The 20,920-nt window shown below is 69.0% G+C and carries 19 protein-coding genes; 10 read left to right on the top strand and 9 right to left on the bottom strand.

Going from position 1 to position 20,920, the window contains the following annotated elements:
* Window positions 1-147: 147 nt before the first annotated feature.
* The 4 genes from ACIPR8_RS08545 to ACIPR8_RS08530 all read left to right on the top strand — a co-directional run bounded on the left by ACIPR8_RS08545 (window position 148) and on the right by ACIPR8_RS08530 (window position 4,628).
* The gene (locus ACIPR8_RS08545; RefSeq protein WP_446540740.1) at window positions 148-2,625 is read left to right on the top strand and encodes a heavy metal translocating P-type ATPase; all 2,478 of its coding nucleotides are present in this window, start codon (window positions 148-150) and stop codon (window positions 2,623-2,625) included.
* 23 nt (window positions 2,626-2,648) lie between these two features.
* Window positions 2,649-3,101 (top strand): Cu(I)-responsive transcriptional regulator, encoded by a 453-nt coding sequence (gene cueR, locus ACIPR8_RS08540; RefSeq protein ID WP_192286869.1) that lies wholly within the window; start codon window positions 2,649-2,651, stop codon window positions 3,099-3,101.
* Between the two features lie 218 nt (window positions 3,102-3,319).
* Entirely contained in the window at window positions 3,320-3,901 is a 582-nt protein-coding gene (locus tag ACIPR8_RS08535) for an OmpO family porin (protein WP_132863217.1), read from the top strand.
* Window positions 3,902-4,169: 268 nt separating this feature from the next.
* On the top strand, window positions 4,170-4,628 hold the full coding sequence (locus tag ACIPR8_RS08530; protein ID WP_446540739.1) for a hypothetical protein: 459 nt from the start codon (window positions 4,170-4,172) through the stop codon (window positions 4,626-4,628).
* An 82-nt stretch (window positions 4,629-4,710) separates the two neighbouring features.
* On the opposite strand, the gene ACIPR8_RS08525 is transcribed toward ACIPR8_RS08530, so the two are convergent.
* Window positions 4,711-5,178, bottom strand: coding sequence for a DUF1456 family protein (locus ACIPR8_RS08525; RefSeq protein WP_132863219.1), 468 nt, complete (start codon window positions 5,176-5,178; stop codon window positions 4,711-4,713).
* 108 nt (window positions 5,179-5,286) lie between these two features.
* Here ACIPR8_RS08525 and ACIPR8_RS08520 point away from each other — a divergent pair, with 108 nt between their 5' ends.
* Both ACIPR8_RS08520 and ACIPR8_RS08515 read left to right on the top strand, forming a co-directional pair.
* Complete coding sequence (locus tag ACIPR8_RS08520) at window positions 5,287-6,342, top strand: NAD(P)-dependent alcohol dehydrogenase (RefSeq protein ID WP_313253021.1); 1,056 nt, start codon at window positions 5,287-5,289, stop codon at window positions 6,340-6,342.
* Window positions 6,343-6,358: 16 nt separating this feature from the next.
* A complete protein-coding gene (locus ACIPR8_RS08515) occupies window positions 6,359-6,682 on the top strand; it encodes a DUF6122 family protein (RefSeq protein WP_446540738.1) in 324 nt (107 codons plus the stop codon).
* A 4-nt stretch (window positions 6,683-6,686) separates the two neighbouring features.
* Here the strand turns inward: ACIPR8_RS08515 and ACIPR8_RS08510 are convergent, their stop codons facing one another.
* The 3 genes from ACIPR8_RS08510 to ACIPR8_RS08500 all read right to left on the bottom strand — a co-directional run bounded on the left by ACIPR8_RS08510 (window position 6,687) and on the right by ACIPR8_RS08500 (window position 8,957).
* Complete coding sequence (locus ACIPR8_RS08510) at window positions 6,687-7,124, bottom strand: hypothetical protein (protein ID WP_132863222.1); 438 nt, start codon at window positions 7,122-7,124, stop codon at window positions 6,687-6,689.
* A gap of 95 nt (window positions 7,125-7,219) precedes the next feature.
* Window positions 7,220-8,446 carry an NAD(P)/FAD-dependent oxidoreductase gene (locus ACIPR8_RS08505; RefSeq protein WP_446540737.1) on the bottom strand — a complete coding sequence of 409 codons (1,227 nt, stop codon included), beginning with the start codon at window positions 8,444-8,446 and terminating at the stop codon, window positions 7,220-7,222.
* A 16-nt stretch (window positions 8,447-8,462) separates the two neighbouring features.
* Window positions 8,463-8,957: a lipocalin family protein gene (locus ACIPR8_RS08500; RefSeq protein WP_313253013.1), complete on the bottom strand. Its 495-nt coding sequence runs from the start codon at window positions 8,955-8,957 to the stop codon at window positions 8,463-8,465.
* A 189-nt stretch (window positions 8,958-9,146) separates the two neighbouring features.
* Between ACIPR8_RS08500 and ACIPR8_RS08495 the strand changes: the two genes are divergently transcribed.
* A complete protein-coding gene (locus ACIPR8_RS08495) occupies window positions 9,147-9,395 on the top strand; it encodes a hypothetical protein (protein WP_192286864.1) in 249 nt (82 codons plus the stop codon).
* A 100-nt stretch (window positions 9,396-9,495) separates the two neighbouring features.
* Window positions 9,496-11,928 carry a DUF3772 domain-containing protein gene (locus ACIPR8_RS08490; protein ID WP_446540736.1) on the top strand — a complete coding sequence of 811 codons (2,433 nt, stop codon included), beginning with the start codon at window positions 9,496-9,498 and terminating at the stop codon, window positions 11,926-11,928.
* A gap of 188 nt (window positions 11,929-12,116) precedes the next feature.
* On the opposite strand, the gene ACIPR8_RS08485 is transcribed toward ACIPR8_RS08490, so the two are convergent.
* The gene (locus ACIPR8_RS08485; protein WP_446540735.1) at window positions 12,117-14,225 is read right to left on the bottom strand and encodes a phosphoglycerol transferase I; all 2,109 of its coding nucleotides are present in this window, start codon (window positions 14,223-14,225) and stop codon (window positions 12,117-12,119) included.
* A 304-nt stretch (window positions 14,226-14,529) separates the two neighbouring features.
* Between ACIPR8_RS08485 and ACIPR8_RS08480 the strand changes: the two genes are divergently transcribed.
* Complete coding sequence (locus ACIPR8_RS08480) at window positions 14,530-15,249, top strand: hypothetical protein (protein WP_192286862.1); 720 nt, start codon at window positions 14,530-14,532, stop codon at window positions 15,247-15,249.
* A gap of 4 nt (window positions 15,250-15,253) precedes the next feature.
* On the opposite strand, the gene ACIPR8_RS08475 is transcribed toward ACIPR8_RS08480, so the two are convergent.
* Window positions 15,254-16,906 (bottom strand): ABC1 kinase family protein, encoded by a 1,653-nt coding sequence (locus tag ACIPR8_RS08475; RefSeq protein WP_243694074.1) that lies wholly within the window; start codon window positions 16,904-16,906, stop codon window positions 15,254-15,256.
* Between the two features lie 181 nt (window positions 16,907-17,087).
* Here ACIPR8_RS08475 and ACIPR8_RS08470 point away from each other — a divergent pair, with 181 nt between their 5' ends.
* A complete protein-coding gene (locus ACIPR8_RS08470) occupies window positions 17,088-17,999 on the top strand; it encodes a DUF808 domain-containing protein (protein WP_446540734.1) in 912 nt (303 codons plus the stop codon).
* A 60-nt stretch (window positions 18,000-18,059) separates the two neighbouring features.
* Here ACIPR8_RS08470 and ACIPR8_RS08465 read toward each other — a convergent pair whose 3' ends face one another.
* From ACIPR8_RS08465 to ACIPR8_RS08455, 3 genes are all read right to left on the bottom strand, one after another.
* The gene (locus ACIPR8_RS08465; protein ID WP_446540733.1) at window positions 18,060-18,719 is read right to left on the bottom strand and encodes a hypothetical protein; all 660 of its coding nucleotides are present in this window, start codon (window positions 18,717-18,719) and stop codon (window positions 18,060-18,062) included.
* Window positions 18,720-18,730: 11 nt separating this feature from the next.
* Window positions 18,731-19,261 (bottom strand): RNA polymerase sigma factor, encoded by a 531-nt coding sequence (locus tag ACIPR8_RS08460; protein WP_446540732.1) that lies wholly within the window; start codon window positions 19,259-19,261, stop codon window positions 18,731-18,733.
* A gap of 90 nt (window positions 19,262-19,351) precedes the next feature.
* Window positions 19,352-20,878 (bottom strand): GGDEF domain-containing protein, encoded by a 1,527-nt coding sequence (locus tag ACIPR8_RS08455; RefSeq protein ID WP_446540731.1) that lies wholly within the window; start codon window positions 20,876-20,878, stop codon window positions 19,352-19,354.
* Window positions 20,879-20,920: the final 42 nt, after the last annotated feature.

The following is a 20,920-nucleotide window of genomic DNA, read 5'->3' as shown; positions in this document are numbered from 1 at the left end:
TGGGCGGCAAGGATGCGCCTTGCCACGGTGGCAAGGTCAAGCGCCATCGGCCCGTGAATGGCGGCGGTTGGCCCGGCCTTCAGGCTGCTTGACCTTCCCATCATGGGAACCTTTAAGGTGCAGCCGACCACCCATGGAGACACGCCGATGACCACGGCAAATGCCGGCCAGCCCGGCCACCAGGACCTGATGATCGAAGGCATGACCTGCGCTTCCTGCGTGGGCCGGGTAGAGCGCGCGCTCAAGGCGGTGCCCGGCGTGCGGCAGGCCAGCGTCAACCTGGCCACCGAACGCGCCAGCGTGCAGACCGACGGCAACGTCGACCGCCAGGTGCTGGTGCAGGCGGTGCGCAAGGTGGGCTACGAGGTCAGCGCGCCGGCGCCGGTGGAACTGGTGATCGAAGGCATGACCTGCGCCTCGTGCGTGGGCCGCGTGGAGCGCGCGCTGAAGGCGGTGCCGGGCGTGCAGTCGGCCAGCGTCAACCTGGCCACCGAACGCGCCAGCGTGCAGGGTGATGCGGCGCTGGACGCCGGTGCGCTGATCGCCGCCGTCGCCAGGGCCGGCTACACCGCCAGCCGCGTCGACCCGGCCGGTGCCAGCGAGGATGCCCAGGCACAGCGGCATGCCGATGAACTGCGCGTGCTCAAGCGCGACCTGCTGCTGGCCGCGGTGCTGACCCTGCCGGTGTTCGCGTTGGAAATGGGCGGGCACCTGGTGCCGGCCTTCCACCACTTCATCGCCGGCACGCTGGGCACGCAGAACAGCTGGTTGCTGCAGTTCGTGCTGACCACGCTGGTGCTGGTGCTGCCGGGCCGTCGCTTCTACCAGAAGGGCATCCCGGCGCTGCTGCGCGCCGCCCCGGACATGAACTCGCTGGTCGCGGTGGGCACGCTGGCAGCCTATGGGTTCTCGCTGGTGGCCACGTTCGCGCCGCGCCTGCTGCCGGCCGGCACGGTCAACGTCTACTACGAAGCAGCGGCGGTGATCGTCACCCTGATCCTGCTCGGCCGCATGCTCGAGGCCAAGGCCAAGGGACGTACCTCCGAGGCCATCAAGCGTCTGCTGACGCTGCAGGCCAAGACCGCCCGCGTACGCCGCGACGGCAGCGTGGTCGAGCTGCCGCTGGAACAGATCGCCAGCGGTGACGTCATCGATGTGCGCCCGGGCGAACGCATCGCGGTGGATGGCGAGGTGATCGACGGCGAGAGCTACATCGACGAATCGATGATCAGCGGCGAGCCGGTGCCGGTGCGCAAGGCACCGGGCGGCACCGTCATCGGCGGCACCGTCAACCAGACCGGCACGCTCGGCGTGCGTGCCACGGCGGTGGGCGGTGCCACGGTGCTGGCGCAGATCATCCGCATGGTCGAGCAGGCGCAGACCGCCAAGTTGCCGATCCAGACGCTGGTGGATCGCATCACCCTGTGGTTCGTGCCGGCGGTGATGGGCCTGGCGCTGCTCACCTTCGTGGTGTGGTTGCTGTTCGGCCCGCAGCCGGCGCTGACCTTCGGCCTGGTCAACGCGGTGGCGGTGCTGATCATCGCCTGCCCGTGTGCGATGGGCCTGGCCACGCCGACCTCGATCATGGTCGGCACCGGCCGTGGCGCGGAGCTGGGCGTGCTGTTCCGCAAGGGGGAGGCGCTGCAGTTGTTGAAGGAAGCGCAGGTGGTGGCGGTCGACAAGACCGGCACGCTGACCGAAGGCCGCCCGGTGCTGACCGACCTGCAGCTGGCCGACGGCTTTGCACGCGCCGAGGTGCTGGCCCGCGTCGCCGCGGTGGAAGACCGTTCCGAACACCCCATCGCCCGTGCCATCGTCAGTGCGGCCCAGCAGGAAGGGCTGCAGCTGCCGGCGGTGGAGGCATTCGAATCGGTCACCGGTTACGGCGTGCGTGCCCAGGTAGGCGGCGCGCGCGTGGAAGTGGGCGCGGACCGTTTCATGCAGACCCTGGGGCTGGACGTGGCGGTGTTCGGCCAGGACGCCAAGCGCCTGGGCGAGGAGGGCAAGACCCCGCTGTACGCCGCCATCGATGGCCGCCTGGCGGCGATCATCGCCGTCTCCGACCCGATCAAGCACGACACGCGCGCCGCCATCGCCAGCCTGCACGCGCTGGGCCTGAAGGTGGCGATGATCACCGGCGACAACCGCCGCACCGCCGAAGCCATCGCACGCCAGCTGGGCATCGACGAAGTGGTGGCCGAGGTGCTGCCGGACGGCAAGGTCGAGGCGGTGCGCCGGCTCAAGGCCGCGCATGGCCGCCTGGCCTACGTGGGCGATGGCATCAACGACGCGCCGGCGCTGGCCGAGGCCGACGTCGGCATGGCGATCGGCACCGGTACCGACGTGGCCATCGAGGCCGCCGACGTGGTGCTGATGTCCGGCAGCCTGCAGGGCGTGCCCAACGCCATCGCGCTGAGCAAGGCGACAATGGGCAACATCGGCCAGAACCTGTTCTGGGCGTTCGCCTACAACACCGCGCTGATCCCGGTGGCCGCGGGCGCGTTGTATCCGCACTGGGGCGTCCTGCTCTCGCCGGTGTTCGCCGCCGGCGCGATGGCGTTGTCCTCGGTGTTCGTGCTGGGCAATGCGCTGCGGCTCAAGCGCTTCCAGCCGACCAAGGGTTGAGGGAGACGAGGATGGAAGCAAGCATGAACATCGGCCAGGCGGCCAAGGCCAGCGGCATCTCCGCCAAGATGATCCGCTACTACGAGGACACCGGCCTGATCGGGCCGGTGGCCCGCACCGAGTCGGGCTACCGCATGTATAGCCCGCGCGACATCCACACGCTGGGCTTCATCAAGCGTTCGCGTGACATGGGCTTCAGCGTCGAACGCATCGCCGAGCTGCTGCAGCTGTGGCAGGACCGCTCGCGCCACAGCGCCGACGTCAAGCGCATGGCGCTGGAGCACGTGCAGGTACTGCAGCAGCGCATCACCGAATTGCAGGAGATGGTGCGCACCGTGCAGGCGCTGGCCGACTGCTGCGCAGGCGACGAGCGCCCCGACTGCCCGATCCTGCGTGACATCGAGACCGGCGTGCCATTGCTGGAAACACCGCTTCCCACCACATTCGGCAAAGTCGGTGGCGCGCACGGGCATTGATTCTTCATGCAGCGGATGCATGGCTGAATGAAATGCGGCGCGCGCTGCGCGCGTGGCAGAAAACGCCTGAATGGAAGCCTAAAAAACGTGTTCTTCGTGGCCCATGGTTTCAGGATGGGTTGGGGTGACTAACGGAAAAATTACATCCGGACGTACGCAGCAGCCCTCATCGCTGCGTGCCATCAAGTCTGTAATCCCCATACGAATAAGGTGTACCCATGAAGACTTCGTTGATCGCTCTGGCCCTGGCAGCCGCTCTCCCGTTCGCTGCTTCGGCCGCCGAAGGCCTGTCCTACAACTACGCTGAAGCGGACTACGCCAAGACCGACATCGATGGCGGCAAGGCCGATGGTTGGGGCGTGAAGGGCTCCTGGGCGTTCCACCAGAACTTCCACGTGTTCGGTGATTTCGACCGTCAGGAAATCGACCACACCAACGCCCGCTTCAACCAGTGGCGCGTCGGCGTTGGCTTCAACAAGGAAATCGCCAACAGCACCGACTTCGTTGCGCGCGCGGCTTACCAGAAGCTGGACCTGCGTTACGCCGACCTGGACTTCAACGGCTACAGCGCTGAAGCCGGCATCCGCACCGCGTTCGGCCAGCACGCCGAAGTCTATGCACTGGCTGGCTACGAAGACTTCGACAAGAAGCACGGCGTGGAGCCGCTGGACGGTGGCCAGTTCTACGGCCGCCTGGGTGGCCAGGTGAAGTTGAACCAGAACTGGGGCATCAACGGCGACATCAAGATGAACCGCCACGGCGACAAGGAATGGACTGTCGGCCCGCGCTTCAGCTGGTAAGACGTTCGTACCTGTTGCACAGAGAAAAGCCCGGCATTGCCGGGCCTTTCTTTTTTGCGCGAGGTGCAGCGCCCTCACCCCAACCCCTCTCCCGCCCGCGGGAGAGGGGCTTCAAACGCTGCAGCGGCGCAGACTCGCCTCAACACGCGCTGGGCTGAGCCCCTCTCCCGCCGGCGGGAGAGGGGTTGGGGTGAGGGCAATCCGCCCTTGTAACCCAGTGGTAACCAAACTGCAGCATCGTGCACGGCGATCCCAAACAATCGCTGCCATGAAGACTCGCCTGCTGCTTGCCGCCTCGCTGTTGCTGACCACGCCGCTGGCCTGGGCCCAGCGCGACCACGTCCCGCTGGAACAGCGGCTCAGTGCCGAGCAGCTGCGTGAGGTCGGGCTGAGCGCGCAGCAACTGCAGTTGCTCAACCGCATGCTGGGCGAGGCCGACGCCGCGGCGCCGGCGGCAACGACGGCGCTGCCGGTGCCGGCACCGATGCAGATCGGCCTGGAAGAAGGCCCGGTGCAGGCCAGGGTGCAGGGCGCGGTGGAAGGCTGGGAGCCGGGCACGGTGTTCACGCTGGACAACGGCCAGCAGTGGCGGGTGATCAAGGGCCAGATGCGCCTGCGCCAGACCCTGCAGTCGCCGGAGATCCAGGTGGTGCCGGGCATCGCCGGCCGCTGGTTCCTGCAGGTCGACGAGGACCTGCCCAAGGCGCGCGTCTACCGCATCCGTTAAGCGCGGCACCGCCGGCAGGCGCGGCTCCAGTGGCCAGGCCGGCATCGTGGGGGCATCACGTGCTTCGCGGCCAAGGCCGCTCCTACGGGCGTACCCGCTGGGTCAGGCCCTTGAGGAAGTTGCGCAGGGCCTGGTCGCCGCATTCGCGGTAGTTCTTGTGGTCCGGCTGGCGGAACAGCGCCGACAGTTCCGGCTTGGACATCGGGAAGCCGGCGGCTTCGAAGATCGCATGCATGTCCACGTCCTTCAGCTCGAAGGCCACGCGCAGCTTCTTCAACACGATGTTGTTGGTGACGCGCTTTTCCGGCGGGCGCTGCGGCTGCGATTCGTCGCGGCCACGGTAGTGGTAGATCAGGCCATCGAGGAAGCGCGCCAGCACCGCGTCCGGGCAGGTCTCGAACAGGGGCTCGTCATCCTTGCGCAGGAAGTCATGCACCTGGGCCTGGTCCACCGCGAAACCGGGGTCGGCCAGCAGGATGGTGTCCACCACCATGGCATCGCTCAGGTCGAGCATGTAGCGGATGCTGCGCAGTACGTCGTTGTTGATCATTGCCACTCCGGAACGGCCGCGCGGGACCGTCCGGCGGCTGCATAGTGTAACGCCGGGCTCCGGCCGGGCCGTCTACAATTGCCGGCGATTCAGCTGGAATACCGCCCCATGCGCACGCTTGCCTACGCCGCCCTTTCCGCCGGCACGCCCCTGCAACCGCTGGCGATCGACCGCCGCGCGCTGCGCGCCGACGACGTGGCCATCGACATCCTGTACTGCGGGGTGTGCCACTCCGACCTGCACCAGGCCCGCAATGACTGGGGCTCGGCGCGCTACCCGATGGTGCCCGGGCACGAGATCATCGGCCGCGTCAGCGCGGTCGGCCCGGCGGTGAAGGGGCTCAAGGTCGGCGACGCGGTCGGCGTGGGCTGCATGGTCGACAGTTGCCAGGACTGCGACCAGTGCCACCACGGCGAGGAACAGTTCTGCCGGCACGGCGTGACCATGACCTACAACGGCCGCGACCGCGTCAGCGGGGAGATCACCCAGGGCGGCTATTCGCGGGCGATGGTGGTGCGCGAGGCCTTCGCCATCGCGTTGCCGCCGGCGCTGGACCTGGCACGCGCCGCGCCGCTGCTGTGTGCCGGCATCACCAGCTGGTCGCCGCTGCGTCGCCATGGCGCCGGCCCGGGCACCCGGCTGGGCGTGATCGGCCTGGGCGGGTTGGGCCACATGGCGGTCAAGCTGGGCGTGGCGCTGGGCTGCGAGGTCACCCTGGTCACCGGCAGCGCCGGCAAGGCCGAGGATGCGCGCGCGCTTGGCGCCCACCACGTGCTGGTATCGCGCGATGCCGAGGCGATGAAGGCCGCCACCGCGTCGATGGACCTGATCCTGGACACGGTGCCGGTGTCGCATGACCTCAAGCCCTACGTGAAGTTGCTGGACGTGGGCGGACGGCTGGTGATCGTCGGTGCGCTGGAAGAGATGCCACCCCTGGATGCCGGCTTGCTGGTGCGCGGACGCAAGCAGGTGGGTGGTTCGCTGATCGGCGGCATCGCCGAGACCGCCGAGCTGCTCGCCTTCTGCGCCGAGAACGGCATCTACCCCGACTGCGAGCAGATCCGGATGCAGGACATCGACGCGGCCTTCGAACGCATGGAGCGCGCCGACGTGAAGTACCGCTTCGTCATCGACATGCGCAGCCTGCAGGAGACGGCCGGCTGAGGCCGGTCCGCTTGCGATGAGCCTGCGCGCGACCATCCACCTGTGCCTGCACGTGGCGGTGCCGGCCCTGCTGGCGTGGCTGTTCTGGCGTCCGCAGTTCGGCAAGGCGTGGCTGTTGCTGCTGCTGGGCTGGGTGATCGACCTGGACCACCTGCTGGCCGACCCGATCTACGCGCCGGACCGCTGCAGCGTGGGCTTCCACCCGCTGCATACCGCGCCGGCGGTGGCCGTCTACGCGGGCCTGACGGTGCCGCGGCGCACCCGCCTGTTCGGCATAGGGTTGCTGGTGCACATCGCGCTGGATGCCATCGACTGCGTGTGGATGCGCTGCAGCAGCTGAGTGCTTACCAGCCGCCCCAGGGGCCGGGGCCGTAGTAACCGAACGGACCGCCGCCCTCGCCCTTGCTGAGGTGGATGTTCACATCCATGCGCCGGGTCTTGCCGTCGTCGTTGGTGTAGTTCTTGCCCAGGTTCAGGTCCACCGCGCTCCAGTGGCTGTTGCCGTAGGCCTTGGAATAGCCGATGCCGGTACTTACCGCGCCGTGCACCTGCAGCGTGTCGTCCACCACGGTGGGGGCATCCGGGTCCGCCTTGCGCGGCAGGCCGCGCCCGCTGTGGTCGCCGTAGTAGGTGCCAGGGGCATCGCGCTGGTAGGACGGGTCGCCCAGGTAGCGCATCGGCGCCTGCGGCACGCTCAGGTCCAGTGATTCGGGAGTCGGGTCGTTGGCCAGGGCAACGACCGGGGCCAGCAGCAGGGCGAGGAGCAGCGGGGATCGGATCACGGGAATCACTCCAGGTGCAGGCCGCGCCGCGGATGACGGGCCATCCGAACGCTACCAGAATCGGCTTGAATGATGCCTGTCATCCCCTGCCGGGTTCAGCCGCCCCGGCCACGTTCGCGCCGCTGGAACGCGTACAGCGCCGCCAGTGGATGCTTCCGGCGCTCGATCGCGGCCTGCACGATGGCCGCGCCGGTCATCGAGTAGGTGATCCCGTTGCCGCCGTAGGCCATCGCGAAATGGACCCGCGGGCCCCATTGCGGGTGCGGGCCGAAGAAGGGCAGGCCGTCGTCGGTTTCGGCGAAGGTGCCGGCCCAGGCGAAGGCAGGGGGCGCCTGCAGGTGCGGGAACAACGCGGCGACCTTGCCGGCCAGGCCGCGTGCCTTGCGATCGACGCGGGCATCGCGCCGGGCCGGGATGTCGACCGCGTCGTCGTCGCCGCCGACCAGCAGGCGCTGGTCCGCGGTGCTGCGCAGGTACAGGTACGGGCGCGCGGTTTCCCACACCAGGGTGGAGGCGAGCGGGCCAAGCATGTCCCGTGGCAACGGGTCGGTGACGTAGGCATAGCTGCTGCGGTTGCTGGCCACCTTGTGCGTCAGCCAGTGCTGGCTGGCGTAGCCGGCGGCGACGACCACTTGCCGGCAACGTACGCTGACGCCGTCGCTGGTACGGAGCAGGACGCTGCGCGGGTGTACCTCGATGCCGTCGATGCGGGTGCGGTCATGCACCCGCCCGCCGGCGCGTTGCAGCCGCCGCAGCAGCCGGTAGGTCATGCGGTAGGGGTCGATGCGCGCGGCCACGTCGCTGAGGATGGCTCCGGGGGCCGTGAAGCCGAAGCGCTCCCGCACGCCCGCCGCATCCAGCCAGTGCACGGCCAGGCCGTGCCGTTGGCGCAGTTCGAACTCGTCGATCAGGGGGCCCAGGTCCCTGCGCCGGCTGGCGTAGTACAGGCTGCCGGCGCGCTGGAAATCCACGTTGCGGACCTGCCCGGCGAGTTCGCCCAGCTCGCTGACGGCCTCGGCGCAGGCCCGGTACGCCTGCAGCGCGGCCTCCAGCCCGAAGCGGCGGGCCAGTTCGGACATCGGCGTGTCGATCTCGTACTGCAGCAGGGCAGTGCTGGCCGCGGTGGAGCCCCAGCCGATGTCGCGTTGTTCCACCACCACGACCTCATGGCCGTGGCGGCCCAGCCGCTCGCCGATCAGCGCGCCGGTGATGCCGCCGCCGATGACCACCACCTCGCAGTGCAGGTCGCGCTCCAGCCGCGGGAACGCCTGCATCAGGCCATTGCGGATCGCCCAGAACGGATAGCCGCTTTTCAGGTCCATGGCTGCCGGTGCCGGTTCATGCCGTGCGGTGCCCGGTGTGCGGGGTGTGGATCAGTTCGTCCACGTCGAAGCCGTTCTGGCGGGCGTAGGCGATGTAATGGCGGCGGGTGGTCTCGTCCATCTCCGGCTGGCGTGCCAGCAGCCACAGCGAGTGCCGGTCGGGGCTGCCGACCAGCGCGGTGGAATAGCTGCGGTCCAGCTGGATCACCCAGTAGTCGCCCACGCCCCAGGGTGCCGCGCGTGCGTCGTGGGTGGGGAAGCTCACTTCCAGCCTGCTGTTGTTGCCATCCACCGGCCACGCCTGGCCGATCGCTTCCTCCAGCTCGCCATGGTGCAGGCAGCGGTTCTGCACGCGCAGGCTGCCGTCGTCGTTGAGCGAGTAGAAGGCGCTGACGTCGGTGGCATCCCGGGGTTCGTGCTGCAGCGGCAACCGGTCGATTTCGTACCACGTGCCCAGGTAGCGCTGGAGCTCCAGCGACGACACGGTGGGCAGGGGCGGAAGCTTGCGCATGGTGCAACGGCGGTCGGGCCTCGGGAGTCCAGCTATAGGCCAGCAGCGGTGAAGGGGTTGTGGCCGGCATACCCCTTTTCGGCAAGCTTGGCGTGCCGTGCGCAGCGGCCATGCCGGTGCGTGGCGCCGTTAACCCGGGCTTGAACCTGGCGGGCTTAGGCTGGTGCCATCCGTCAGCGGGAGAAATCCATGTACGCAGTGATACTGCTCAAGGGCCAGAACCGTTTCGCGCGCGAGCGCTGGGAATCGCTGCCGGCGCGGGTGGAGTACGAAGGGCACGGCTTCTCGCTGCGCGCCGGGCCGCACCAACCCCCGTCCGATGGACCGGAATTCGACCCGGTGGCGGTGTACGCGCCGGACGAGTTGACCGAGGAGGAATTCCAGGAGATCTACGCGCTCAACGCGCCGCATATCGCCGAGCTGCGCGCGATGTATTGAGGCGTGCCGGCGCGAAGCAGCGGATGGTTCGCATGATCTGGACGTGGCCTGTTCTATAGTCGCGCCATGCGCGGTGGTCCGCGCGTTCCGGTGCGTGCCCTTGTTCCTGTCCTGCCTGTTGCAGCCGTTGCGTGCGGCCCTGCTTGCCACTGTCCTGATCGGCGCCGGCGTACCGGCCGGCATTGCCTGGGCCGCGCCCGATGCGGGCAGCGCCGCCACGCTGACGCCGCAGGCCCGCATCGAGAAGGCCTCGCGTGCGCTGGATGCGGTCAAGCGTGCGGTCAATGACGCCGATGCACAGGAAACGCTTAAGACCCTCGTCGACCAGGCCAGCCAGGCCCAGCGTGACGCCGAGGCCAGCGTGCAGGCGCTGCAGCCGGACCTGGAGGCGCTGGACGCGCGCATCGCGCTGCTCGGGCCGGTGCCCGAAGGCGGCGAGGACCAGGACATCGCCCGCCAGCGCAAGGCGCTGGACAAGCAGCGCAGCGACCTCAACAGCGACATCGCGCGTGGCAAGCTGCTGGCCGAGGACGCACGCCAGCAGAGCGAATCGATCGAGAAGATGCGCGCCCAGCTGCTGGGCGAGCAGTTGGGCCGCAAGGTGGCATCGCCGTTGTCGCCGACGCTGTGGCGCGAGTTCGCCCAGCACCTGCCCGATGACCTGTCGCGGCTGCAGTCGCTGGGCCAGCAGGCGCGCGACGGCCTGTCCAGGGCAACCGCGAAACACGGGTGGACCGCGCCGCTGGCCGGTGCGGTGATGGCCCTGTTGATGGTGTTCCCGCTGCGCTTGTGGCTGCGCCACCTGGGGCGGCGCTACGCCGCATCCGAGCGTGCGCCGGCAGGGCGGGTGCGTCGCACCGGTCTGGCGGTGTGGCTGCTGCTGGTCGGCACGCTGCTGCCGGGGCTGGCGGCCAAGCTGCTGGTCGCCAGCCTGGATGCGATCTCGGCGATCGCGCCACGGCTGGTGTCGGTGGCCGATACCTTCGTGGTGGCCACCTTCATCGCTGCCTTCATCGCTGCGCTGGCCGCGTGCCTGCTGGTGCCGACCCGACCATCTTGGCGGTTGCTGGACATCGATGACCTGGCGGCGGTGCGCCTGCGCCGCTTCGCCTGGGGCGCGGCCTGGCTGACCTGGTTGACCATGCTGATGCGCGCGGTCAGCCGCGCGGCACTGACCTCGAACGTGGGCACGATCACCCTGGATGGGCTGATCGCGCTGACCTACGTCGGCCTGATCATGAGCATGCTGGCCACGCTTGCCGCCCTGCACCGGCGCCGGTCGGCCGAGGCCGCGCAGGCCGAGCAGGAGGCCGAGGCGGCGGGCAAGCCGTACGCCACGCGCGGGTCGCGCAGCGGCTGGCTGGTGGTGGCGCGGCTGGGTGGCCACCTGGCCGTGTTCGGCGCGTTGATCGCCACCTTGCTGGGTTACCTGAACTTCGCCATGTTCACCGCGCAGCAGATGGTGTGGGTGACCGTGGTGGTGCTGGCCACGCAGTTGCTGATGAAGTTCGCCGATGACTTCGCGCTGTGGCTGCTGGCGCCGGAGAGCGCCATCGGGCGCACGCTGCGGCTGTCCACCGGCCTGCCGCCGGGACGGCTGGAGCAGGGCGGGGTGCTGGTTTCGGCGACGCTGCGGGTGGTGCTGGTGATCGTCGGCATCACCGCCGTGGTGGCGCCGTTCGGCAATGTCAGCGTGCTGTACGACTGGGTGCAGGCGCTGGCCGGCGGGGTCCGGATCGGCGGCAGCGTGCTGCGGCCGTCGTCGGTGTTCTGGGCGATCGTGGTGCTGTTGTGCGGGCTGGCGCTGATGCGCGTGGTGCAGCGCTGGCTGACCGAGACCTACCTGCCCAAGACCGACCTGGACACCGGCGCGCGCAACTCGATCAGCACCGTGGCCCATTACACCGGCATCGTGCTGGCGGCCTTGTGGGCACTGGCGACGCTGGGCATCGGCTTCGAGAAGCTGGCGCTGCTGGCCAGCGCCCTGTCGGTGGGCATCGGCTTCGGCCTGCAGGCGATCACCCAGAACTTCGTGTCCGGCCTGATCCTGTTGGCCGAGCGGCCGGTCAAGATCGGCGACTGGGTGAAGATCGGCGACCAGGAGGGCGACATCCGCCGCATCTCGGTGCGTTCGACCGAGATCCAGGTAGGCGACAAGTCCACGCTGATCGTGCCGAACTCCGAACTGATCACCAAGACCATCCGCAACATGACCATGGCCAATGCGCTGGGGCGGATCCAGATCCAGTTCTCGGTGCCGCTGGGTACCGACGTGGGCAAGCTGCGCGGCCTGATGCTGGACATCTACGCGGCCAATGAAACCGTGCTGAGCGAGCCGGCGCCGTCGGTGTTCATCGATTCGATCAACGGCGGGCTGGTCGCGATCAACAGCTTCGCCTATGTGCCGTCGGCGCGGAGCGTGTACGGCACGCGCAGTGCGCTGCTGTTCGAGCTATTGGAGCAGTGTGCGGCGAACGGCATTGCATTGGTCACGCCGACCGATATCCACCTGGTCCGCGACCCCCAGCCGTAGGCGCGGCCTCGGCCGCACCCCATCGCCGAACGGCTTGCCCCTCCCCAACCCTCCCCTTGCCTGCGGCAAAGGGAGGGGGCGACACCGTCATGCGCATCGGGGTCGGCAGGCGCGGCCTTGGCCGCGAAGCCACCGGATCGTCTCAAACCCCGCCCCGCGGCGCAGCGCCCGGGTTGCTTCCCGCGCCCTCAGGAGCGCGGGAACCCCGCCGGCGCCGGCAACAACGCATACCCTTCCACCGCCAATGATTCGGCATGGCTGAGCCAGGCGCGGATCTCCAGGTCGTCGATGTCATGGTCCACGCCCACCGGCATGGTGATGCGTCCCTGGCTGTCCGGTTGCACCCATTGCTGGGCCAGCACCACCTTGCGGCTGGAGGACACCGCTTCCACCCAGAACGCACGCGTGGGCCGCTGCGCGGCGTACAGCTCCAGCACGTACTGGCCCGGCTTGGCGTGGCTGGGCTGGCGGCTGATCATGCGCGACTGGCGCACGCTCGGGCGTGGCCCGGTGAACGGCTGCAGCGGTGCATCGATGGCGATGCCACGGCGCAGCTGCGCGTCGCGGAACATGCGCATGCCCTGGTCGGCATCGACCAGCAGCGCACACCACTGGCCGTCGGCCGAGCCGTCCTCGAAGGCGGTGCAGCGGTCCACGTAGGCCAGGCGATGCGTGGGGTCGGCCTCCTCGAACTTGCGCGAGGTGTTCTCCAGGTACATCGATGCCAGCTGCCAGTCCTTGTCGTACTCCAGCAGCACCGGCGGCTGCACCTGCTGCACGCCGACCAGTACCTTCTCGTCCTCCAGGCGCAGCATGCGCGGCTGGTCGCCACCCAGCCACAACGAGCGCGCGAACGCACGGTACGGCGCGTAGCTGCTGCCGGCGTCGCCGCGCAGGGCCGCGACGCTGGCGCTGTCCGGGCGTGGCGAGGCCAGCAGCGAGCGGCCGAAGCCGATCGCCGAGATCGCCGGGTCGATCAGCTGCAGCGCGGTGGCGCCGGAATCCAGCGTGGTGCCCGCGGTGGCGGTGACCTGGCGCGGCGTGATGTCCTTGCCCAGGAACACCAGCAGGTTCTCGCGGCGCTGCTGTTCGAGCACGTGGCTCAGATCATTGGGCATGGCCAGATGGTCGGAGGCCAGCACCACCAGCGTGTTGTCGCCGAACTCGCTGCTGCGGATGCGCTCGACCAGGCGCGAGATCAGCCGGTCGCTGCACTTGAGTGCATTGAGCAGGCCGATGTTGCCCAGCGCGCTGCGGTAGCGCGTGCCCTTGCAGGCGACCGGCAGGTGCCCGGCCGGGTGATGGGTGTCCATGGTCAGGGTGGTCAGCATGAACGGCTGGCCGCCGCGCGAGAGTTCCAGGAAGCGGTCGAACGCGCGGTCCAGCAGCACGTCGTCATGCACGCCCCAGTTGGAGAAGTGCTTGCGCGCGATGTCCTGCTGCTCGAACCAGGCCAGGTCACGCACGTCGTCGAAGCCGTGCGTGCGCAGGAAGTCCGCCTTGGCCGCGAACTGGCCGTTGGCCCCGCCCATGTAGTGGTTGCCGTAGCCCTGCTGCTTCAGGTAATCGCCCAGGCAGAACGCCTCGGGCAGGAAGCTGCCCATCCGGCCCATGCTGTTCTCGTCGCCCTGCGCGGTGGTCAATGGCACGCCGCACATCGAGGACACCAGCCCGGCGATGGTCCAGCCGCCGCCATCGGCCGAGGCGATGTCACGGAAGTCCAGGCCCTGGCTGGCCAGGCGCTGGATGTTGGGCATCAACCCGGGGAAGACGCGCTCGTCCAGGTAGGTCCGTTCCAGGCTTTCGCCGTAGATCCACACGATGTTCGGGCGACGCGCCAGCGGCGCCGAGGGCATCACGTACTCGGGCACCACGGCGCTGTAGTCCACCGGTTTCATCTGCTGCTGCAGGCGGCGCAGGTCGCTGTACAGCGGGCTGGCCAGCACGCAGGCCACCAGCAGCGCGGCGAAGCCGGCGAACACCGGCATGCCGAAGCGCGGCAGGCGCAGGCGGCGCACGCGCAGCAGCAGCAACGGCGAGAACGAGATGATCACCAGGCACGCGAAGCCGAGGATGTAGGCGCTGAAATCGCCGACGCCGGCACCATCCATGTCGCTGCGCAGGTGGTAGAGCGTGGCCGAGTTGATGCCATCGCCACTGAGCTGGTCGATCAGCCACCAGCCACTGAAGGCCAACAGCAACGCGGTGAGCAGGCTGGCCTTGGTCCGGGCCAGGGTGGAGGACAACAGCAGCAGGACGACAAGCGCCGCCAGATACAGCCCGATGATCCAATGCATGCGGTCACGTGGGTAGCGGAGGGAAAGCCTGCGGTGAGCGCAGGCCCGCACCATCGCTGCATTGCAGGCGTATGACGATGCGGGGAATCGATGTTGCCTACAGGAACCTGACTGAAATGTTTCGGTCAAAAATGGGCAATTCGCCTATTCATGATCCAGCCATGACGTGCTAGGCATCATTTTGTGCATCGCAAGGTGAAGTGGCGCCGCAGGCCATCACCGATCTCCGGGGAACAGCAGCTCTTACGGTCGCCATCGATGGCGGCCAGCAACAGGAGCCGGCCCCCGCCTCAAGGGGAAACCAATGGAATTGCAACGCATGCCGGCCTTGTTCGCCGGCCTGGAAGAGTTGTCCGTGCCTGGCTGGGATGCCGCCGCGTTGCAGCAGGCCACCCAGGCCTACCCGCGCCCGCGCGCGATCGTGTGTGTCTCGCCGCGTTGGCAGACGCGCGGGGTCTGCATCAGCATCGCGCCCGAGCAGGACAGCCTGCACGCGATGGAATCGGTATCCACGCGGGTGGCGCGCCGCGTCGCCGGCCTGCTCGACATGCCGAGTGCACGCCTGGACAGCAGTCATCCGCTGGATCCGGAAGTCGTGCAGCTGGTGCAGGCGTTATACCCGCAGGCGGATATCCCGGTGGTGCAGATCAGCCTGGATTCGGAGCTGTCGGCGCTGGAACATGCCGCGTTGGCGGCGTGGCTGCGGCCACTGCGCGAGCAGGGCGTCCTGATCGCCGGCATCGGCACCATCTGCCCGGATGCTGACGATGCCACGCGCCAACAGGTGTCGTGCTTCCGTGACCAGGTGGGCCAGTTGATCGACGAGGGCGACATCGTGCGCCTGGCCGAATGCCGGCTGCCCGCGCCCGGCGGCGAGCGGCACATGCACCTGGCGCCGAGTGCGCTGCCGTTGCTGTATGCGCTGGCCGTGCGCGAGGCCGGCGACAGCGTCGAATTCTTCAATGGCAAGTGCGCGGGCATGCCTGCGACGCCCTCGGTCGTGCTGCATCCCAAGGCTGCCTGAGCCTTCAGCGGTGGCCGCGTTCCTCGCGTTCGCGTGAGCGCGTGCGGCGATCGAACAACAATGCACTGACGATCAGGCCCATGCCGATCGCCACGCCCAGCAGGAACAGCAGGATCGCGAACGCCGGGTAACCGAACAGCGTGAAGCGCGTGGGCACCTGCATCAGCAAGGCCGAGGAGAGCAGCAGTGCGGCGGTGATCAGCCCGGCGGCGATGCGGTTGGCGACCTTCTGGATGTTTTCCATCAGGCGCGACTCCTCCAGCCCGGTGACCTTCATCTGCAGGCGGTTCTCGGCGACCAGGCTGAGGATGTCGGACATGCGCCGCGGGCCGTCGCGCAGCAGGTGCTGCAGCTCCATCGCCTCACTGGCCAGGTTGGCGCGCGAAAGCGACTTGCGGAACCGCGCGCGCATCACGTGCTGGAGCTGTTTTTCCACCACCTTGCGCGTATCCATCTCCGGTGCCAGTACCCGGCACACGCCTTCCAGGTTGAGCAGCGCCTTGCCGAGCAGGCTCAGTTCCGGCGGCGTGCGCAGGTTGCTGGCGGTGGCGATGCGCACGATCTCCAGCACCACCTGGCCCTCGGAGACGGTGCCGTTGGCGGCGTAGCGGGCAATCATCTGCCCGGTCTCGCGCAGGTGGCGTTCCTCGTTGTAGTCCTCCAGCCGGGTGCTGATGGCGATGATCTCGTCGGTCACTTCCTCGCCGCGGCCATCGACGGCGGCGAACAGCAGCTTGAGCAGGCGTTCGCGCAGGCGCGGCGGTACGTGCGCGACCATGCCCAGGTCGAAGATGGCCAGTTGCCCGTCCGGGGTGACGCGCAGGTTGCCCGGGTGCGGGTCGGCGTGGATCTCGCCATGCACGAAGATCTGGTCCAGGTAGCCGCGCACCAGCGCCGCGGCCAACGGCAGCATCGGCTGTTCGGTACGGCGAACCGGCGGGATCGCGTCCACGCGCACGCCGGGCACCAGTTCCATGGTCAGCACGCGCCGGCTGCACAGGTCCCAGATCGGCTGCGGCACCCACAACTCCGGATAGGGCGCCAGGTGCTGGCCGAACCGCGCCAGGCTGGCCGCCTCGGCCTCGTAGTCCAGTTCCATGCGCAGGGTCTTGGCGAACTCCTCCAGCCAATCGGAGAAGCGCACCTTGCGGCCAACCCGGGTGAGGTGGTCGGCGGCGCTGGCGAAACTGCGCAGCACGCCGATGTCCGAGCGCAGCTGCGCGGCGATGTCCGGCTTCTGCACCTTGATCGCCACTTCCCGGCCATCGCGCAACTGCGCGCGGTGGACCTGGGCGATGGAGGCGCAGCCCAGCGGTTCGGGGTCGAACCAGTTGAACAGCTTGCTGATCGACGCGCCGAGGTCTTCCTCGACGATGGCGCGGATCTGCTCGACCGGGATCGGCGCGACCTTCTCCTGCATGCGCTCCAGCGCGGCCACGTACTCGGCGGGGATCATGTCCGGGCGGGTGGACAACACCTGGCCGAGCTTGACGAAGGTGGCGCCCAGCGCCTCCAGGTCGGCGACGAACTGGGTCGGGTCACCGGCGGCCGGCGCGCGCGCCAGGCGCGGCAGCTCGCCGTCGAGCGAGATGCCTGAGAACACGCCGGAGTTGCGATAGCGCAGCAGCAGGCGAACGATCTGCTGGCGGCGGCTCATGCCGCCAACGGTGGCCGGGCTGTCACTGGTGGTGGGCTGCTCGTTCAAACGCAGGGGTCCACAGGGGCAGGGACCCCCAGTGTGGCCGCGGAAGGGTGGGCGAAGGGTGAATGCGGCCCCCTCGCGTTGCGGCGCACCGATGAGTGAGAATCGGCAGCTCTTCCCCCTTCGGAACCTCCCCATGGCTGGAGCCAGCCTGTTCGCCCTGCTCGACGACATCGCCACCCTGCTTGATGACGTTTCCATCCTGACCAAGGTCGCGGCCAAGAAGACCGCCGGCGTGCTGGGCGACGACCTGGCCCTCAATGCCCAGCAGGTGACCGGGGTCAGCGCCAACCGCGAGTTGCCGGTGGTGTGGGCGGTGGCCAAGGGCTCGCTGCTCAACAAGGCGATCCTGGTGCCGGCGGCGCTGGCGATCAGCGCCTGGCTGCCGTGGGCGATCACCCCGCTGATGATGCTCGGCGGTGCCTTCCTCTGCTACGAGGGCGTGGAAAAACTCGCGCACAAGTTCCTGCATTCCAAGGACGAGGACGACGCCCACAAGGCCGAGCTGACCCGCGCGCTGGCCGATGACAGGACCGACGTGGTGGCCTGGGAGAAGAACAAGATCAAGGGTGCGGTGCGCACCGACTTCATCCTCTCGGCGGAGATCATCGTGCTGTCGTTGGGCGTGGTGTCCAGCGCGCCGTTCGGCCAGCAGGTGGCCACGCTGATCGCCGTGGCACTGGGCATGACGGTGTTCGTCTACGGCCTGGTGGCGGGCATCGTGAAGCTCGATGACATCGGCGCGTGGATGCTGGACAAGGGCAGGGCGATGGCCGCGCTCGGGCGCGGCATCCTGCATGCCACGCCGTGGCTGATGCGCGGGCTGTCGATCGCCGGTACGGCGGCGATGTTCCTGGTCGGCGGCGGCATCCTGGTGCATTCGATCCCGGCGCTGCACCACTTCGTGGTCGGGCTGGCCCCGTCCCACCTGGAGTGGCTGGCCAACGCGCTGGGCAGCGTAGTGGTGGGCGTGGGCATCGGTGCGGTGGTGCTGGCGGTGGTGACGTTGGTGCAGAAGCTGCGCGGCGGCTCCGCGCCGGCGCACTGAGGTGCCGGCATGCAGCGCGGCCCGGGCCGCGCTGCATGCGATGACGCCCCGTGGCATGGATCACGGCGGGGTGGAGAGCTCACGCAGGTGCTGTTGCGCGCGTGCCAGTGAGTGACCCGAGAGGCTCTGCAGCAGGCGCTGCAGGCCATGCGTTGGTGGCAGCCGACGCAGCGCCCAGCGCGCCAGCGCGGCGCTGGCGAGCATCGCCACGATGCCGAAGCCCAGCGTGGCAACGAACCATTGCGGCGCCAGCCGGTACAGGTCCAGGTGCAGCCACTGCACGCACAGCCATTGCGTGGCCAGCAGCCACAGGCAGAACCACGGCAGTCCCAGCGCCAGTTCGGTGGCTGCGGTGAAGCGTTGCAGCCGTGCCAGCTGCTGCATCCGCTGGAGGACCGGCGCATCGAGCATGTCGATGCGCAGCGCCAGCAGGGCGCGGGTGATGGACACCCAGATCGCGGCGATGCCATACACGTGGAAGGCCAGGCCGGTGAGCAGCAGGTGCGGGACGTCGCGATGCGCGATCCAGAACCCCGCCGCCAGCATCGTCACTACGATCCACGCCAGCAGCCAACCCAGCTGCAGCGCGCTGAAGCCGCGCAGGCGGCGGCGTACCTGCTGCTGGCGCGGTTGCCGCCAGGCCTCCAGCGCGGTGGCTTCCAGCGCGTCGATGCGTCGTGCCTGGTCGGCCCAGGCGGCCTTGAGCTGTTCCAGTTCCATCGGGGGCCTCGTCAGTCTTGGGAAGGGGACAGGTGCCGGCGCAGCTGCTGGCGCAGGCGGTGCAGGCGGGTGGCGGCATTGCCGGCGCTGATGCCGAGCACCTGGCCGATCTCCTGGTGGCTGCAGTCATCCAGGTGCAGCAGCAACAGGGCGCGGTCCAGTGGCGGCAGGGCGTGGATCACGGCATGCAGTTGCGCGCGCTGGGCAGCCTGCTCGGCGGTGTCCTCCACGGCCAGGCCCGATTCCATCGGGTCGGGGACGAGCGTGCCGTGGTGGCGCTGCCGCAGCTGCCGGCTGCGCTGCTGGGAGATGGCCACGTTCAGGGCCACCCGGTACAGCCAGGTGCCGAACCGGGCCTTGTCCGGGTCGAACGAGGCGAAGCCGCGCCAGGCCTGGATGCTGATGTCCTGGACCAGGTCGCGGCGGTCCTCCGCTGTCTGGCTCCAGGCGCGGGCCACCTTGAGCACGATGCCCTGGTGCTGCTGCAGCAGGTCGGCGAAGTGGTGCTGCAGCGTGGCGTTGGCGGTCACGGGGATGTCCATGCAAGGGTGATTCGCACCAGCGCAGGGAATATCACAGCGGCGGGGAGGAGGCGGTCGCGGTCGGCCGGGGCCGGCCGCACGGCAGGCGGCTCAGTCGGCGTTGCGGATCTGGTCGCGGCCGGCCTGCTTGGCGGCGTAGAGCGCGCGGTCGGCGCGCTGCAGCAGCAACTCGGTCGGCTCGCCGGGGCGGCGTTGCGCCGTGCCGGCGCTGAAGCGTACGTGCACCCGCTGGTCGTCCTGCAGGAAGGGGCGCTGGGCCAGTGCTTCCTGCAGGCGGCGCAACTGGGTCTGTGCCTGCGCCTGCGGCATGGCCGGCAGCACCAGCACGAACTCGTCGCCGCCGAGGCGGGCGACGTGGCCGTGGCTGCCCAGTCGCGCCTGCGCGGTGGCGACCAGGTGGCGCAGCGCACGGTCGCCGCCGGCGTGGCCGAAGGCGGCGTTGGTCTGGCTGAAGTGGTCCAGGTCCAGGAGCGCGATGCTGAGCGTGGAACCGTCGTCGGGCAGGCTGGAAAGCAGGGCATCGAGCCCGCGCCGGTTCAGGGCGCCGGTCAGCGGGTCGGTGCGCAGCTGGTTGCCGGCTTCGGCCAGTTCGGTTTCCAGCTGGCGCACGCGCTGCTCGGCGGCCTGTGCTTCGGCGCGCGCGTTGGCCAGGTGGTCACGCGCCCGCGCGGCCTGCGCCTGCACGCGTGCGGTGTCCTGCAGCACGTCCTGCAGCAGGCTGGTCAGGTCGGCGATGCTGCGGCTCTGGCGCACGGCGATGGCATAGCTGGCGATGCGGTCGTGGTACTCGCCGGTTTCGGTGGCCATGCCGTCGACCTGGTCGATGAAATCGACCATCAGTTCCTTCATCGCCTGCTTGGATTCGTCGATGCCCTGGCGCAGCAACCCCTGCCGGTAGATCACTTCGCGCAGGTCATTGCGGGTCTGTTCCAGCGCATCGCCGTCCAGCGGACCGGACAGCAGCTGGCGCACGCTGCGGATCTGGCCGTGCAGCCAGCTGTCGGCGTCGAGCAGCTCGGTGATGTTCTCCAGCAGCAGGTCGAACAGGCTCAGCAGCAGGTCGCGTTGCTCCTGCAGGCCCTCGCTGCGCACGCCGACCTGGTGGCACAACTCGCGCAGGTGCTGGGCCACCGGCTGCAGGGCCTGGCCGCTGCGCCAGGCCCGCAGTTCCTCGCCCATCCGCCGTGCCTGCTGCTCCAGCTCGGGCGAATGCTGCATCAGGCTCGCCAGCACCGCATCGAGCGTGTTGGCCAGCAGGTCGCGCAGCTGCGCGGCCTCGCCATTGCCGACGGGCTGCTCCTGCTCGATGGTGCGGATGTACTTGTCGATCAGCTGCCGCATCAGGCGGCCATAACGCTCCCAGTCCCGCTCGGCATGCGCGCTGTGCAGGCGCTGGCCCATGTCGCCCAGTTCACCCGGCAGGCTGCACATGCCCTGGGCAAAGGCACCGAGCAGCGGCTCGGGGCTGTCGGCGCCGACGAACAGGCGCTGCAGCAGGGCCATGCCGGGGTTGTCCAGCGTCGCCGGTTCCGGCCGCGGCGCAGGACTGGTCCGACGCGACAGGATGCGTCCCAGCCCGAGGCTGCCTGGTGCGGAGGAATCGGAGCTGTCGGCCATGGCGCGCGGGTTCGGGTGGGGGTGCGGGGGCGCGCAGGCGCC

The organism is Stenotrophomonas sp. LARHCG68 (assembly GCF_052871705.1).
This window is presented reverse-complemented; position numbering and strand designations above follow the sequence as displayed.